Origin of the sequence: Emticicia agri, from assembly GCF_004168285.1 — a bacterium.
In the GTDB taxonomy this organism is placed as follows: Bacteria; Bacteroidota; Bacteroidia; order Cytophagales; family Spirosomataceae; genus Emticicia; species Emticicia agri.
The window spans coordinates 1-16817 of record NZ_SEWF01000015.1; the positions used below are offsets into that span (position 1 = coordinate 1).

Genomic DNA, 16817 nt, shown 5'->3' on the forward strand with positions numbered 1-16817 from the left:
GATGAACTGTGTTAAAAGTCAATAAAAAGTCGAAATATTATTTGGCAAACTCAAAATCATTGACGAACAAGGTTTGGTTTTTAACCACCCCAAAAACTTGTCTGATTAATTTGTTCATCACGGCAATCATAGCGACTTTGTGAGCTTTACCCAAGGCTCTTTGCCTTTGATAAACAGCCACACAGGCCAGGTTATATTTTTTAGCACTTCGGGCAGCCATATAAAGAATCGCTCTGACATAACCCAGTCCGGTTTTAGCCAGCCCATAGTTTTTGTGTACACTTTTGGAGGAGTGTTTTTCGATGGGAACAATTCCTAAGAACTTAAGTACTTGCTTGACATTGCTAAAGTTCTTAAACCCATCACTGGCGATAATCAAAGCATTGGCAGAGGCATCACCGATACCCACTACTGATTTGATTAAACCAAACAAGTGTTTATGTTGGTCATCATCTAAAGTAAAGAGTTCCTCTTTAAATTTAGTGATTTGTATTTGCAAGGTCATTTGCAATAATTCTAAACTTTCAATGACTAACTTGTCAGCTCTTGGGTCAAAAGACAAGGCATGAAGTTGATTCTCATAGGCTTGTTTCTGAGTCATTAAAGTGGATAAATGTTTCCTTTTTTGTCTGAGATGATGCAAATGCTCATCTTCGATACTGGTGGGAGCAGGTTGATAATTGGCTCCATACAAGCTTAATAAGGCTGCATCCACTCCATCATGCTGATGAGTAACTTTCATACTTTTGACAAACCCTTTGCTTTGGCTTGGAGTGATTACACTAAAAGTAATCTCATGAAGCGTTAAAGCATAGCTTAATGGAAGATTATAAGTACCAGTTTGTTCAAAAATAATATGTACATTTTCACCAAGTGTCTCAATCCACTGATTGATAGCTTCTATAGTATTGTCGATAGTTTGTACAGGAAGTTTGATGAATTTGGATGAAGCTTGACTTAAGCCCTGAGCGATGACTAACTCATGGCTTCCCACATCGATACCTATGTACTGTTTGTTTATAGTCATTGTTTTAAAATAGTTTATTTCATGCTTATAACATCATCGTTTGAAGAGATCTATGTCCCAGTGAACTGTCCATAATCGCATGAAGTGGGTAAGTTGGCTATTAGCATCACTCCAGATATATTTTACCAATTTAGCGTCAATATGACCAACTTAACCGTGTCTTAATTTTATTGTATCTTAACTATAAACCAAATTTTATTCCGACTTTGCAATACTACGATTTAGTGAATGTGTGATTGAGTGATTAGTCGAAAAGTAAATAGTTATCGATACATATCGGGAAATTACATATCACTTAAAATCAGCTAAATTAATTAATCACTCAATCACACATTCACTAAATCACTCAATTATATTTCATGTCAAACATCAGCTTAATTATAGAAGAACGTCCGCACGATATTGGGAATTTTATGGTGGGGCGACTGCTACCTTTCAGGGGTAAGCGAACGGTTGGGCCGTTTATCTTTCTCGACCACATGGGGCCTGCGTGTATGAGTGAATACCAGAATATTGATATTCCACCGCACCCACATATCGGACTTTCGACATTGACCTATCTTTTTGAGGGGAGCATTATGCACCGTGATAGCCTTGGGGTAGAAATGGAAATTAAACCCGGACAAGTAAACTGGATGACCGCGGGGAAAGGCATTGTTCACTCTGAGCGCACGCCTGATTACCTGAGAACATCAGATAAAATGTTACATGGTTTACAGATATGGGTAGCTATGCCCAAAGATTTAGAAACTATGGAGCCGTCATTCTATCATGCTTCTGAAAACGAAATTCCTGCCTGGGAAAATGATGGCGTATCTTACAAACTCATTGCAGGTACAGCTTTCGGGCATGAGTCGCCTGTGCCTGTGTATAGCAAATTGTTTTTGTTAGAACTCAAAAGCACAGCAGAGAAAACCATTAAAATAGGGCATGAATTGTTTGGTGAAGTAGCAATTTATATACTGGAGGGGAGCATTGAAAATGAGGGTATCAGCTATGAGCCTAAGCGCATATTGGTAGCCAAACAGGACGAACTATGCGAGTTTACCTTAAAAGAAAACAGTACTATCTATATTTTTGGCGGAGAACCATTCCCCGAAGAACGCTTCATTTATTGGAACTTTGTATCAAGCAGTAAAGAAGCCATAGAAGAAGCTAAAACCCAATGGAAAGAGCAGACTTTTCCGAAGATTCCGGGAGAAACCGAATTTGTACCACTACCAACCTGATGATTCATGAATAACCTGAAAGTATCAACTGCCCAGTTTGAAAACAAAAGTGGTGATAAAGCCTATAACCTATCTGTAATTGACAGATTAGCCGGAAAAGCCGCAGCAGAAGGCTCACAAGTCATTGCTTTTCACGAATGTTCTATTACGGGCTATACCTTTGCCATGCCTTTTACAAAAGCGCAGATGCTTGACATTGCCGAACCGATACCTGACGGAGAAAGTATTCAACAACTGATTGCCATTGCCAAAAAACATGATATTGTAGTATTGGCCGGGCTTTTTGAAAAAGACGAAGACGACAACCTTTTCAAAGCCTATGTGTGCGTAGATAAAAATGGTCTGGTGGCTAAGTATCGCAAATTACACCCTTTTATCAATACACACCTGACACCCGGTAATGAATATTGTGTGTTTGAGATACATGGCTGGAAATGCGGTATTCTGATTTGTTATGACAACAACGTGATTGAAAATGTAAGAGCCACTACGCTTTTAGGGGCTGATATTATTTTTATGCCACATGTAACCATGTGCACCCCATCTACACGGCCGGGAGCAGGTTTTGTTGACCCTAAACTCTGGGAAAACAGAGAGGCCGACCCAACCTCGTTGCGTTTAGAGTTTGATGGCATGAAAGGTAGAGGATGGCTGATGAAATGGTTACCTGCGAGAGCTTATGACAATGCCATTTACGCCATTTTTTCGAACCCGATTGGCATGGATGCCGACCAGTTGAAAAACGGCTGCTCGATGATTTTAGACCCTTTTGGCGATATAATAGCCGAATGCAGAACCCTCGGCGACGATTTTGTAACCGCTACACTCACCCCCGAAAAACTAACACAGGCAGGAGGATACCGCTACAAAAAAGCCCGCAGACCTGATTTATACAGAGATATTATCGGGCAGGAGCATACACCCGAACAAAAAGTAGTCTGGTTGAATATGAATAAATAAACAATGGATATTTCTCAAGTCAGGGCTCGTTACAGGTTTTCAGCTAACCATTTACGACCCTGACTTAGACCCTGATAAAACAATCGGTAAAAGACTAATTGATGAATTAGTGAATTTGTTCGAACAGCTTTAAACGGCTAACATTGCCATAAACTCAGTCTCAGAAATCATCTTTACATTCAGTTTTTTGGCTTTTTCTATTTTAGAAGAACCCGGTTTATCGCCTACAATCAGGTAATCTAATTTGCCTGATACTCCACTTACTACTTTACCACCATTGGCTTCAATTTTCAGTTCCAAAGCCTCACGTTCAAAGTTCTCAAATGTTCCGGTATAAAGAAACGTTTTGCCTGTCAGCGTATCGCCCTCTATCTCTTTTACTTCATTCTGTGCGGTTAGTTGTAAACCTGCCGTACGTAATCGTTCAATAAACTGGCGGTTATCTTCATTCTGAAAATACTCCAATACACTCAGGGCTATTTTATCACCAATCTCCGGCGCAGTTCTTAGTTCTTCGTAAGACGCATTTTTAATGGCATCAATATTCTTGAAAAAACTCGCTAACTTTTCGGCTACTGTGGCACCTACATAGCGTATCCCAATGGCAAAAAGCACCTGTTTAAAAGGCATTTCTTTCGATTTTTCAATGCCATCTACTATATTCTGTGCTGTTTTTTCTTTAAATCCAATTCGCTTAACCTTGCCTGTCTCTTTATCTTCAATTACTTTTTCTAAGCCAAATAACTGCTCATATTTCAAATCATACAAATCTGCCGCATCTTTAACCAAGCCTTTTTCGTAAAGCAATTCAATTTTACCCTCTCCCAGACTATCAATATTCATGGCCTTGCGATGGATAAAATGCTCTATTCTTCCTCTGATTTGCGGCGGACAACCCTTTTCATTCGGGCAATAATGGTTAGCTTCGCCTTCTTTCCTATATAGTTCAGCCCCACACTCAGGGCAATTAGTCGGGTACTCAATTTTTTGAGTATCAAACATTCCTCTTCGGGTAAGATCAACGCCGGTAACTTTCGGGATAATCTCTCCGCCTTTTTCTACAAAAACCGTATCGCCGATTCTCAAATCAAGCCGTTCTATTTCATTGGCATTGTGCAAAGAAGCCCGTTTAACTGTGGTGCCTGATAAATGAATCCCTTTATGGTTCAGTTTTTCGTTGTCTAATTCAGCCACGGGTGTAATAGCCCCTGTGCGGCCTACCTGATAGGTAACTCCCCTCAGAATAGCAGGCTTCGATTCGGCCTTGTATTTATAAGCAATCGCCCATCTTGGACTTTTAGCGGTGTAGCCTAATTCTTCTCTCTGGGCAAACGAGTTCAGTTTTATTACAATGCCATCAGTGGCTAATGGGAGAGAATAACGTTTGTCTTCCCATTCTTTTATATAAGCCATTACATCGGCTATGGTAGCACATTTGCAATAAGTCTGAGAGACATTAAAGCCTAATTTTTTTAATGCTATCAGGCTTTCTTCATGGGTAGCAAAAATCTCCTGGTCGGCTAAAAACTGGTAAATATAGGCATCTAACCCTCTGCGGGCTACTTCTTTTGAGTCCTGCAATTTGAATGTGCCCGAAGCCGCATTGCGTGGATTGGCATAACTTTCTTCTCCTGCTTCTTCGGCTTCTCTATTCATTTTTTCGAACGAAGCAAAAGGCAGAAATCCCTCGCCGCGTACCTCAAAAATAGGCGGTACCGAAATGCCTTCTTTAGGATTTACTTTCAAAGGCAGACTTCTCAGGGTTTTTACATTTGTTGTAATATCGTCGCCTCTTACCCCATCGCCTCGGGTTACACCTCTTACAAAAATCCCGTTCTCAAAAGTCATTGATAACGAAATACCGTCAAACTTCTGCTCGCATATATATTCGTAACTTTCTCCATTCAGCCCTTTTCTTACTCGTTCATCAAAATCAATCAGTTCCTGCTCGCTATAGGTATTTGCCAATGATAACATCGGGTAGCGGTGGGCTACATTGGCAAAGTTTTTGGTGATGCCTCCACCCACTCTATGCGTAGGCGAATCAGGTTGTTTTAAATCGGGGTATTCGGTTTCAAGACTTTCTAATTCTTTCAGCAGTAAGTCAAATTCCTGGTCTGAAATTTCCGAAACACTATCCATATAGTAGCGTTCATTGTAGTAGTTCAGCTTTTCGGTTAGTTCAATAATTCTGTCAGCCGGGTTCATGTGGTATGTGGGTATATGGTATAAATAAGGTTTGATTTATCAGTTCAAATTTAGGAGAAATATTCAAGGAAGTGGAGGAATGAGGTTAAATTTATGAATGAGTTTTTAATGAAATACAGGCTTGGCTACTGGCTTCGACTGTGCGACGTCCGAAGCCATCGGTTGAGAAGAGAATCATTTGTTCAGGTAAATTTTAATTTGAATCTCCAATAATTTTTAAACCCCACTTTCATTCTCGTAGCCTGCAATCAGTATCTTTGCAAAATTTTCTATCATACCCGATGATTGATGAGGCCCAGGAAATAGCCAGAAAACTTTATAGTAACCGGATACGGATAAGGGTATGCGGTATTTGTATTGAAAACGAACAGGTGCTGATGGTATGCCATAAAGGTGTAATCAACGACAATGAGGTATGGCTACCACCCGGTGGAGGCATGGCTGAGGGAGAAACTATGGCAGAAACACTGATAAGAGAGTTTAAGGAAGAAACAGGGTTTGAGGTAGAGGTCGGACAGTTCTGGTTTAAAAACGAATTTATTCATCCGCCTATACATGCCATAGAACTCTATTTCAGGGTACAGATAAAATCAGGTGAATTAATGAAAGGAATTGACCCCGAATTAATGCCCGATGCACAGTTGATAAAAGATGTGAGATGGATACCCTTGCAAAAGAGAGAATTTTTCACAGAAGAAGTATATTTAGCGATAAATTCTTAGGAAATCGCTTAAATTTTATTAAAATTGTCCGTGAAACGGCAATTTGTTTAGGAACAACCAAATCCAGTCATAAACTTGGAGTCCACAGTTACGCATATTTCACCGAGCTTTGAAATAAAAGACGACCGCTTTGATGTAAATCAGATAGCCGATAGCCACCTGATGATTGAAGTGGGGCATGACCGTTTTCGCTTTGCTATATATAGTACCATTCATAACGTAATTATGTGGCTCGAAGATTACCACGTTTTTTCGTTACTGACACATAACCAGTTGTTAAGTACTGTCAAACGAATTTATCAGGGGCATCAGTTTTTAGCCGCCAATTACTGGAAAACCATCAGATTAACAGTCAATGCCAATCACTTTACACTGATTCCTGAAGAATATTATCAGTCAGATGAGGTGGTTAAATACCTCAATTTTGCCGCAGGAAAAAATCTGGCCGAACATGAGCAGATATTTGAGTTTAAGAACAGTCATTTTGGTATCATCAATGTTTTTAGCGTTGAAAGAGACCTCATAAACTGGCTGAAAGAGATGTATCCGGCCAAGAAAATTACGCCTGTTCCTGTGATTAGTACATTGATTGAGGGGATAGTAAAAGACAGAACCAATCATGGCTTGCATCTGTATTTTGAGGAGAATTATGTGTCGCTGATTTACTTTCAGGACGATAAACTGCATTTTTGCAACCGTTTTCAATACCGCACGGCCCCCGACATGGTATATCATGTATTGTTTATTATGAACGAATTAGGGCTGGAAACTGAAATGCCTGTTACATTTTATGGTGAAATAACCTCTTTTTCGGAAGGATATATTTTGTTGAACAAGACCCTTAAAAATATTGAATTTGCCAGAAATCCGGTAAAAATACGATTTAGCCAGTACTTTGAGCAAATTCCCGAACACCGCTATTATACGCTGTTTTGTTCTTATTACCTGTATTAGTACAACAAAAACGACTATTTAACCTCTGACACTCATTTCATGAAAAACATAGCTTTCTTTCCCGGTTCATTCGACCCATTCACGAAAGGTCATGCAGATATTGTTAAACGTGGATTGAAACTTTTCGATGAAGTGATTATCGGAATCGGTAACAATACGCAAAAAAACAGACATTTTCCACTCGAACTCATGACGCTGAAAATTAAAGAGGCTTTTCATGAGACAGAGAATATCAGCATTATTACCTATGATGGCTTAACCGCCAGCATAGCACAGCAGTATGGGGCCAGATTTTTGCTGAGAGGTTTAAGAAACACTACCGACTTTGAATACGAGAATACAATATCGCAGGTAAACAGGCATCTGATTAAAGATTTAGAGACTGTTTTCCTGATTACTTCTCCCGAATTAGCCCCTATTAGTTCTACTATTGTGAGAGAATTACATAAGTTTGGTGCCAAAGTAAACGATTATTTGCCTTACGATCTGGAATAAAATGCGTACCATCTGCGTTTTTAGAGTATGTTTAAATTTTATTTTTCTGACCGAAAAGAGCAGATTTTTAAGCTAAACAAGGCGCATTTTGCAGATGTAGCAGGCAGCTACATCGAAAAAATGCAACGCAGGATAGCTGAAAAAGATGCCTTTGTAGGTCGAACGATAATTTTTAAACATACTCTTAATTCTAAGCTGAAAATGCTAATTTTGTATTCATTTTAAATCAGGCGTATCCGTACGCTCCACTCACAATGAAAAAAATACTAATTGTTCTGACACTCGTTGCTTTTGTTTTTGCTTGTAGAGACAAAACAGAAGAACCTATGAATGCCTCTGCCAAAATTCTTACAGCCAATTACTGGAAATTAGACCGTTATACCGACCCTACCGGCAGAACGCTGGGGCAAAATGAAGTAGGTTCTCAGGCACAGGCTATTTTTTCTCTTGATTTCGAATTTCGTGCAGATAATATTACCCGTGGCAGAGACCGTGCATCAAAGCAGATTTTAAATGCCGGAACCTGGTATCTGAAAAATGACGATAAGGTATTGGATATTCAGATTACCGGATTTGGCGGAGAGTTTAAAGTTTTGCAACTATCCAATAATAAACTTATTTTACAGGCCGAAAACAACAAGTTTATTGCCGCATCAAGTACAATCAATTTAGAATTAGTACCTTCTCTATAAGATTGATTGTTTTTCTTTAGTCTCAGCTATTTTCTACAACATATACAGTGAACTTCTTTTCTGAACCTCTTATTACCGGCGCTACGGTTTTACTGACCGATAGCCGTTTTGTTTCTCAGCCGCAGCAAAGTATCTTTTTTGCCATTAAAGGAGAACGCCACGACGGACACAATTTTATTGAAGAACTCTACGAAAAGGGTGTCCGTGAGTTTGTTGTCGAAAAAAAAGCAGCTAAACCCGATTTGAATGAGCGTTTTCCGGAAGCAAAATTCTGGCTGGTAGAAAATGGTATCAGAGCTTTGCAGAATTTGGCGGCCAATCATCGAAAGAAATTCAATATTCCGGTAATAGGTATCACAGGGAGCAACGGTAAAACCATTGTAAAAGAGTGGTTGAGTGCTTTATTAGCAAAAGACTATACCATTATTAAAAGCCCGCGCAGCTATAATTCTCAAATTGGTGTGGGCTTATCGGTATGGCAAATGAATGATAGCCATACGCTGGGTATTTTTGAAGCCGGAATTTCAAAATCGGGTGAAATGGAAAATCTGGAGCCTATTATCAGTCCTACAATCGGGATTTTTACCAATATAGGCTCGGCACATGATGAGGGTTTCAGAAGCCGTAAACAGAAAGTTACCGAAAAACTACGCCTGTTCCGTCGGACTAAAACACTTATTTATTGCAAAGATTACGAAGAAATAGACGAAGAAATCAAACTTCTGCTGAAAGCCGTTAATCCGGAAATAGAACTCATTGGCTGGTCTAAAAGCCAGGAAAGCCCGATTAATGTTACTTTTACCAAAGCGGCTACTTATACTACTTTAGCCATTAACTGGAATGCCGAAGAATATGAATTCAGGATTCCGTTTACTGATGATGCCTCTATCGAAAATGCTACACATTGTGTTTTTGCCAAGCTTTTACTGACACCTAAAGGACAGGATTTAAGTATAACCGAAGAAGCATTGATGGCCTTGAAACCCATTGCCATGCGTCTGGAATTAAAGCAGGGGATTAATGATTGTTACCTGATTGACGACACCTATAATAACGACTATGCAGGCTTGAACATGGCGCTCAATTTTATGAGCCAGCATCATACCAAAAATAATAAGGTACTAATTATCAGTGATTTGTTACAGTCGGGTCTGAAAGAGGTAGATTTATACAGAAGCATTGCTGAGTTGATAAAAGGCAAACAGATAGACCAGATGGTAGGTATTGGCGAGGATATTTCAAGAAATTCAAGGTTTTTTGATGTGGAGGCTGTTTTCTTTAAATCTACCGAAGATTTTCTGGAAGCATATCCCATTAATCAGCTACATGATAGCCTGATACTGGTAAAAGGAGCAAGAAAATTTGCTTTTGAAAAGATAGTAGATAAGCTGATTCAGAAAGTACACGGAACTGTATTTGAAATAAACCTCGATGCACTTACGCATAACCTTAATTTTTATCGGGGCAAAGTAGGCAGCGATACTAAAATTATGGTAATGGTAAAAGCCTATGCTTATGGCAGCGGCAGTGCAGAAGTCGCCAGTTTATTAGAATATCATCGGGTAAATTACCTCGGTGTGGCCTATCCTGACGAGGGCGTAACCTTACGCCAGAATGGAATTAAACTGCCCATTATGGTACTCAATTCGCAGCCGGAAACTTTTAGTAAACTGGTGGAATATGACCTGGAACCGGAGATTTACAGTTTTCAGATATTCCGTCGTTTTCTTGATTTCATTCGTTCATTTCCTGATTCTACTTTCAAAATCCATATCAAGTTAGATACAGGTATGCACCGCCTGGGCTTTGAAGAACAGGATATTGATAAGCTGATTGAACAGTTAGCACAGAATCCGGCTATTAAAGTTGCTTCTATTTTCAGCCATTTAGTAGGGGCCGATGAAAGCGAGCATAACGATTTCTCGAAATCTCAGATAGAACGTTTTAAGCGTATGTCTGACAAAATCATTCAGGCATTACCTAAAGGACAAGCCCCGCTTCGCCATATCTGTAATTCTGCCGGAATTATCCGTTTTCCTGAAGCCAAGTTTGATATGGTTCGGTTAGGCATAGGGCTATATGGCGTAGAAGCCACCGGAATTGAGCAGAAATCTTTGCAGACAGTAGGCACCCTGAAAACGATTATCTCACAGATTAAACACCTGAAAAAAGGCGAAACCATCGGGTACAGCCGCAAGGGGGTATTAGAGAAAGATTCACGTATTGCTACCATTGCCATTGGCTATGCCGATGGTTTCGACAGAGGCTTTAGCAAAGGAGTGGGGGAGGTTCTGGTAAATGGTGTCAGATGCCCGGTAATAGGCAATGTATGTATGGATATGACGATGGTTGATGTAACCGAAGCCAGATGCGAAGAAGGAGATGAGGTAATAATTTTTGGTAAAGATCTGCCCATTCATGAATTGGCAGCCTCTATCGGTACTATTCCTTACGAGATACTGACAGGCGTAAGTGAGCGTGTAAAACGTGTCTTTTATAAGGAATAAGCATGCTGTCATGCCTTTTTATAATAAAAATAGCTATCTGCCACTATGTACACTATAGTCACAATGTTACACAATTTCAGGAAAAGGACATTTGTGTAACATTGTGTTTCTGTTGTGTACATTGTGGCAAAATTTTATAGGGCATCAAAGGAATAATTGTCTTTTTTGATTTGTAATAAAGTCGTAATTATATTTGTGAAACCAAACATTTCAACCTAAGTGAAAAAAGTATCTTTATTTGTCATCGCAACTTTACTATTCTTCACCGCTTTTCGTAGCGAAGATTTAAAACCTTACACCGAACATATCCCAGGATTAGCACATGGCCTTGATATGGTACCCATTCCGGCAGGAGAGTTTACGATGGGTAGCCCCGCAGATGAAAAGAACCGCAAAGACGACGAAGGCCCACAACACAAAGTAAAAATTGATGCTTTCTGGATGGCTAAATACGAAATCTCATGGGAAATGTATGAGACCTTTTTTAATAAAGATTTAGAAGTAACCGACGATAAAAATACAGCCGAAGTAAAAAACCGTGTTGACGTAGTAGCCCGCCCGACACAACCTTATGTGGAGATGTCTTTCGGACAAGGAAAAGAGAGTGGTTTTCCGGTATGTAATGTTACACAATTTGCGGCAAGAGCTTTTTGTAAATGGTTGTATGCCAAAACAGGGCATTTCTACCGCCTCCCCACCGAAGCAGAATGGGAGTATGCCGCCCGTGCAGGTTCTACCACTACGTTTCATTTTGGTAACGATGCTTCGCAACTGAAAGAGTATGCGTGGTTCTATGATAATTCAGATGGTGCCTATAAGAAATCAGGACAGAAGAAACCTAATGCCTGGGGCTTGTATGATATGTATGGCAATGTAGCCGAATGGACTTCAGACTTGTATGTAGCTGACTTTTATGGCAAACCGGAAGCAGGTAATAATCCTTATGTAAAACCAAGCAACCATTATCCACACGCTATTCGTGGCGGACACTGGGACGATGATGCTGATAAATTGCGTAGTGCGGCACGTCGTACGTCAACACCGGAATTGAAACAACGTGACCCACAGATTCCGAAATCTGACTGGTGGCTGACCGATGCTCCGTTTTTAGGTTTCAGAGTAGTGAGACCGCTAAAAGAACCATCAAAAGAAGAAATAGAAGCCTATTTCTCTCGCCCTCCGAAGGATATTCCTTGATAGGAATCGTGAATTAGCGAATTGTGAATTAGTGAATAATTTCTCTTAATAAATCTCTCGCAAAAGCCACTAAACTGGCTTATTGCGAGAGATTTATGATTAATAACGAATTTTATTTTTCTTTCTACATCAACGTATCTGGTTTGTGCTTACCTTTGGTTTTTCTGTGAACTCATATGAACTTTGAACCCATTTTTATTTTAAAAAATGCTGGATTGCTACAAATACTACTTTGCATAGGCAGTCTGGCAATTCCTTCAAGACCGTGCCGTTACCATTTCACTATCATTCCCTATCCACTACATAATTCAATTCAGTTACACCTGAAGCAAATTGTCGGGTATTCAATAGTTTCAGGTTTATTTTGTTTTTAATGTCTGTAAACAAGGGAATACCTGCTCCAAGCACAATCGGGTTGAGAAATAGCCAGAAGCCGTCAATTAAATTCTGTTCAAGCAAGGCGTGTGTGGCGGTCGGGCTACCAAAAAGCAGAATATCTTCGCCTCCCTGTTGTTTTATTTCATTGAGTCTATCCGAAAGGTTGTCGCTGATAACCGTTGTATTAGTCAACTCTGCTTCATTCAGGGTGTTCGATAAAACAACTTTGTGTGCTTTTTTATACCATTTTGAGTGTTCAATGTCGTGCTTGCTTGCATCCGGTTGGTCTGCTGCGGTAGGCCAGTAACTTTCCATCATCTGGTAAGTTACCCGTCCATATAGGGCAGTGTCGCCTTCACTTATCCGGCTGCCTACATAGTCAAAAAGTTCTTCATCAACTTTCGCCCAATTAAGTTCTCCGTTCGGTCCTGCCACAAAACCGTCAAGCGATAAGTGCATAAATGAAATTATTTTTCTCATACGGTTCTACTTTCTATTGTTAATGTTTATTACTGTTTTTACAGTGATTGAAATTCACTAATTCACCCACGCGGCGTCCGTATTCGCTAATTTGCTATTCGCTAATTTGCTATTCGCTAATTCGCTATTCACTAATTCACAATTGTTCACGCCAATGCCATATTCTTCCGTTTCAGAATCAAGGCACTTATTAAGGTTACCACAAGTCCCACAGGTAAAATCTCCATATAGGTCAATAAAACTACGCCAATGGGTGTTTCATAGAGTTTGGAAGATTTTTCCATCATTTCAATTTGTTCATTAATTTCTGCTGGGCTTGCTCCGCTTTCTTTTGCTTTTTCTATCACATGGCTGGTGTATTTCTCCATAAAGTCGGGGACAAAGAAATAGTAATCAATAGCCCAGACGATTACATACATGGTAGAGGCAATCAGGGTGATGTATAGGCCTACCTGAAAGGCTTTGCCAAAAGTAATTGTGCCATTGCTGTATTTGTCTCTGTAATTTTTAATACCTACAAAAACGAGCGAGAATGCCAACAACATAGAGGCATAGCCTACCCATATATTGCCATCGAAGTTGCCCGAAGAGTAGCAATAGCCAACTGATGAAACCATAAACGTGGATATAATAACGCCTGAAATTAATCCACAGATGATAATTAGTCTTTTCATATGTTTTAGATTTGTGTGGCACAAAACTGAAACCTTAACGCCGGTTTTCACTCATACTTTTGGGTGATTTTATCAAAAAAGGCAATTTTCATACTAAAGCGTGAGGTACACTAAGGGATCAGATGCAGCCGTTTGGCTTTTTCAATAGCCTGTGTTCTGCGCTTGGCATCTAATTTTTCAAAAACCTTGGAAGTATGTGTTTTGATAGTATTGAGCGATACAAATAGTTTCGCAGCTATTTCCTGATTACTCAGACCGGTAGCCATTAACTGTAAAACTTCTAATTCTCTTTTGCTTAGCCCTAACTCCTGTAATGCCTGTTCATTTACTCTGAACTCCTCAGCGTTTTCTTCCTGATAAACTCTTTCAACAATCTGTTCTACTACCTGAATCTGCACTTTGGGTTTGGTAAGTTTAAGTGCCAACCAGATGCCCAAAGCCGTAAATATAAGGGCAATGGCACCAACATACATTTCAAACGCATGATTGAAAATGATTAAGCGCAGCTCAAGCCATTTCAGAATAAACATGAGTAGTGCCAATGAAATGCCGTAAAGAATAACAGACTTGTTTCGTATCAGGAAATTAAGCATCATCAGGTTCTAAAAATATCTTCCGATTTTAGGGTGTTCAACAATCAGTTTTTTGAGTTTCAGGCTCTCAATGCTTCCTTGCAAAGAGTAGATAACCTTGCCGCCAGGTTCAATCAGTAGTGTATAGGGCAATGCGCCATTCCATTTAGGGTCTATGGCTTCTATGAGTTTGTAAGTATCATCTTCTTTAAAAATATAGTTTTTTACTCCTGAGTGTTTGCTTTGCAGAAATTTCAGGGCTTTGTCTTTTTTATCCATTTTATCAGCTGTCAGCGATACAAATTCAAAGTCCCGTGCACCATACATTCGCTGCAATTCTAAAAAATCAGGATATTCAAGAATACATGGCCCGCACCAGGTAGCCCATACATTAATCAATCGCAATTTATCCGAGTCGTTACTCACTAATTTCTTTACTCCCTCCGTATCTAATTCTTCTAAATTCACAGGTCTCGACTCCCAGTTCTTTTCGTTTTTGGCTTTATATTCTGTATTCCATGCCCATTTTACCGAACAGCCAAAAGTCTTGGTTACTGGTGTTGCCACTTCTTTGCCTGCCAAGGTAGCATCAATAGCCGCTCTTAAATCTTCGGCATTGGCTTGTCCGGGTTTTTCAATGCCGTCCAGACGTCCGTTGTATTTCAATAGTCGCTGGCTATCAAATACGAAGGCATGAGGGGTAGCTACCGGGCCGTATTTAATAGAGGTAGCTTCTGTATCGCCATCATATAGATAAGGGAAATTATACCCTTTGTCTTTGGCTCTGATAGCCATATTTTCATAATCATCGTTCAGGTCGGTATAGCCTAATTCTTCTAATAATACTGAAATAGGGCTATTGGGAGAGATAGCTATTACCGATACGCCTTTACTCTTATAATCTGTTACAATGGCCTTTATTCGGTCTTCGTAGGCTTGTGCCGTAGGGCAGTGAGTACAGGTAAAAATAATAACTAATACTTTGGCAGAAGCAAAATCTTTCAGCGAATAATATTTGCCGTCAGAGGCAGGTAATCTGAAATCAGGTGCCTTGGCACCGATAGCCAAAGTAGGGGTGGGTTGCCTGGGTACAGCCTGCGGATTGGGTACAAATTTAGGCTGTGCCCATGATAAACAACTATAAAATAGCAACAAAATGGCAATAAATGGTTTCATAGATGTAATAGTAGATAGGTAGAATTGATACTCAAATTTACCGATAAATTGCATGGTTTTCAAAATTATTAAGGAGCAGAGTTTCACATTTTCTGCTCAAAAGCGTTATAATTTCAATAAATGCTCTAAATTTGTTTTCTTAAATATTTCAACTCGTATAACCTCACAAATACATGAACTCAAACTTTTCTCGCCGGGATTTTGTAAAGGCTTCTGCGGTAGTTGCAGGAGGCCTATCGGTAACAAGCCTGCCTTTAAATTCTTATGCCAACTCATCGGTTGACGATACCATCAAAGTTGCTTTGGTGGGTTGCGGTGGCCGTGGCACAGGTGCTGCTTTTCAGGCACTTTCTGTGAAAGAAAATGTAAAATTAGTAGCAATGGCAGATGCTTTCCGTGACAGAATTGACTATGCTTACAAAAATCTTACTACCGAAAAAGAAAATAGCAAAAGACAAAGTGTAAAAAGCCGTGTTGATGTACCAGAAGAACGAAAATTTGTTGGTTTTGATGGTTACAAACAAGCCATTGCACTGGCCGATGTAGTTATCCTGACAACCCCTCCGGGTTTCCGTCCAATACATTTTGAAGAAGCCGTACGCCAGGGCAAACACGTTTTCATGGAAAAACCTGTGGCTACCGATGCGCCGGGTATCCGTCGTGTATTAGCGGCTGCCGAAGAGTCTAAAAAGAAAAACCTGAAAGTGGTGGTTGGTTTACAACGTCACTATCAGAAATCATATCTTGAAACCTACAAAAAAGTTATCGACGAAGGTCTTATTGGTGATATCGTAGCTGCCCGTTGTTACTGGAACAACGATGGGGTATGGGTAAAAGAACGTGAAGCAGGACAAACCGAAATGGAATACCAGATGCGTAACTGGTACTATTTCAACTGGCTTTGTGGCGACCACATCAACGAGCAACATATTCATAATATCGACGTTGTAAACTGGTTTAAACAAGGTAATCCGGTAGAAGCCGTTGCGATGGGTGGACGTCAGGTAAGAACAGATAAAAAATTCGGTGAAATTTATGACCACCATGCCGTAGAATTCAAATATGCCGATGGTATGGTTTTATCAAGCTACTGCCGCCATCAGCCGGGTACGGTTTCAGATGTATCAGAGCATCTGGTAGGTACCAAAGGCCGTGCTACCGAAGGTAAAATATTTGATTTGAAAGGAAACAGTATCTGGAGACATAAAAGCGAAGGCGACAAAGACCCATATCAGGTTGAACACGATGTATTGTTTGATTGCATTGTAAACAACAAACCTATCAACGATGCCGAAAGAGGAGCGAATAGTACCCTGACGGCTATTATGGGACGTATGGCAAGCTATTCGGGCAAACGTGTGAAATGGGAAGATGCTTTAAATTCTAATATTGATTTAATGCCTGAAAAATTCACATGGGATGCACTTCCAAAAGTTTTACCTGATAAAGATGGCTGGTATCAGATTCCAATGCCGGGTAAAACCAAAGCTGTTTAATACAGAATCCCCTCACCCCAACCCCTCTCCCTTGGGAGAGGGGCTAAAAA

General features: G+C 40.0%; 15 protein-coding genes. 9 read left to right on the top strand and 6 right to left on the bottom strand.

From position 1 onward, the window contains the following. Positions 1-37 precede the first annotated feature (37 nt). A complete protein-coding gene (locus tag EWM59_RS11750; protein ID WP_130021068.1) occupies positions 38-1027 on the bottom strand; it encodes a transposase in 990 nt (329 codons plus the stop codon). A 359-nt stretch (positions 1028-1386) separates the two neighbouring features. Between EWM59_RS11750 and EWM59_RS11755 the strand changes: the two genes are divergently transcribed. Both EWM59_RS11755 and EWM59_RS11760 read left to right on the top strand, forming a co-directional pair. Beyond that, positions 1387-2256 carry a pirin family protein gene (locus EWM59_RS11755; RefSeq protein WP_130021172.1) on the top strand — a complete coding sequence of 290 codons (870 nt, stop codon included), beginning with the start codon at positions 1387-1389 and terminating at the stop codon, positions 2254-2256. A gap of 6 nt (positions 2257-2262) precedes the next feature. Continuing rightward, positions 2263-3216: a nitrilase family protein gene (locus EWM59_RS11760; RefSeq protein ID WP_130021173.1), complete on the top strand. Its 954-nt coding sequence runs from the start codon at positions 2263-2265 to the stop codon at positions 3214-3216. A 129-nt stretch (positions 3217-3345) separates the two neighbouring features. On the opposite strand, the gene ligA is transcribed toward EWM59_RS11760, so the two are convergent. Next, positions 3346-5424 carry an NAD-dependent DNA ligase LigA gene (ligA, locus tag EWM59_RS11765; protein ID WP_130021174.1) on the bottom strand — a complete coding sequence of 693 codons (2079 nt, stop codon included), beginning with the start codon at positions 5422-5424 and terminating at the stop codon, positions 3346-3348. A 281-nt stretch (positions 5425-5705) separates the two neighbouring features. Between ligA and EWM59_RS11770 the strand changes: the two genes are divergently transcribed. The 6 genes from EWM59_RS11770 (at position 5706) to EWM59_RS11795 (ending at position 11991) form a co-directional block, all read left to right on the top strand. Then, positions 5706-6146, top strand: a complete 441-nt coding sequence (locus EWM59_RS11770) for an NUDIX domain-containing protein (protein ID WP_130021175.1) — start codon at positions 5706-5708, stop codon at positions 6144-6146. 75 nt (positions 6147-6221) lie between these two features. Then, positions 6222-7100 (top strand): DUF3822 family protein, encoded by an 879-nt coding sequence (locus EWM59_RS11775; protein ID WP_130021176.1) that lies wholly within the window; start codon positions 6222-6224, stop codon positions 7098-7100. Positions 7101-7139: 39 nt separating this feature from the next. Beyond that, positions 7140-7595, top strand: coding sequence for a pantetheine-phosphate adenylyltransferase (coaD, locus tag EWM59_RS11780; protein ID WP_130021177.1), 456 nt, complete (start codon positions 7140-7142; stop codon positions 7593-7595). A gap of 254 nt (positions 7596-7849) precedes the next feature. After that, positions 7850-8287 carry a hypothetical protein gene (locus tag EWM59_RS11785; RefSeq protein ID WP_130021178.1) on the top strand — a complete coding sequence of 146 codons (438 nt, stop codon included), beginning with the start codon at positions 7850-7852 and terminating at the stop codon, positions 8285-8287. Positions 8288-8334: 47 nt separating this feature from the next. Further along, positions 8335-10794, top strand: coding sequence for a bifunctional UDP-N-acetylmuramoyl-tripeptide:D-alanyl-D-alanine ligase/alanine racemase (locus EWM59_RS11790; protein WP_130021179.1), 2460 nt, complete (start codon positions 8335-8337; stop codon positions 10792-10794). A 219-nt stretch (positions 10795-11013) separates the two neighbouring features. Then, the gene (locus EWM59_RS11795) at positions 11014-11991 is read left to right on the top strand and encodes a formylglycine-generating enzyme family protein (RefSeq protein ID WP_130021180.1); all 978 of its coding nucleotides are present in this window, start codon (positions 11014-11016) and stop codon (positions 11989-11991) included. 285 nt (positions 11992-12276) lie between these two features. On the opposite strand, the gene EWM59_RS11800 is transcribed toward EWM59_RS11795, so the two are convergent. From EWM59_RS11800 to EWM59_RS11815, 4 genes are all read right to left on the bottom strand, one after another. Next, a complete protein-coding gene (locus EWM59_RS11800; RefSeq protein ID WP_130021181.1) occupies positions 12277-12849 on the bottom strand; it encodes a dihydrofolate reductase family protein in 573 nt (190 codons plus the stop codon). Between the two features lie 146 nt (positions 12850-12995). Next, positions 12996-13523 carry a DUF4199 domain-containing protein gene (locus tag EWM59_RS11805; RefSeq protein ID WP_130021182.1) on the bottom strand — a complete coding sequence of 176 codons (528 nt, stop codon included), beginning with the start codon at positions 13521-13523 and terminating at the stop codon, positions 12996-12998. Positions 13524-13633: 110 nt separating this feature from the next. Beyond that, complete coding sequence (locus EWM59_RS11810) at positions 13634-14119, bottom strand: helix-turn-helix transcriptional regulator (RefSeq protein WP_130021183.1); 486 nt, start codon at positions 14117-14119, stop codon at positions 13634-13636. Between the two features lie 6 nt (positions 14120-14125). Beyond that, complete coding sequence (locus EWM59_RS11815) at positions 14126-15271, bottom strand: redoxin family protein (protein ID WP_130021184.1); 1146 nt, start codon at positions 15269-15271, stop codon at positions 14126-14128. A gap of 173 nt (positions 15272-15444) precedes the next feature. On the opposite strand from EWM59_RS11815, the gene EWM59_RS11820 reads away from it, so the two are divergent. Further along, positions 15445-16767 (top strand): Gfo/Idh/MocA family oxidoreductase, encoded by a 1323-nt coding sequence (locus tag EWM59_RS11820; protein WP_130021185.1) that lies wholly within the window; start codon positions 15445-15447, stop codon positions 16765-16767. Positions 16768-16817: the final 50 nt, after the last annotated feature.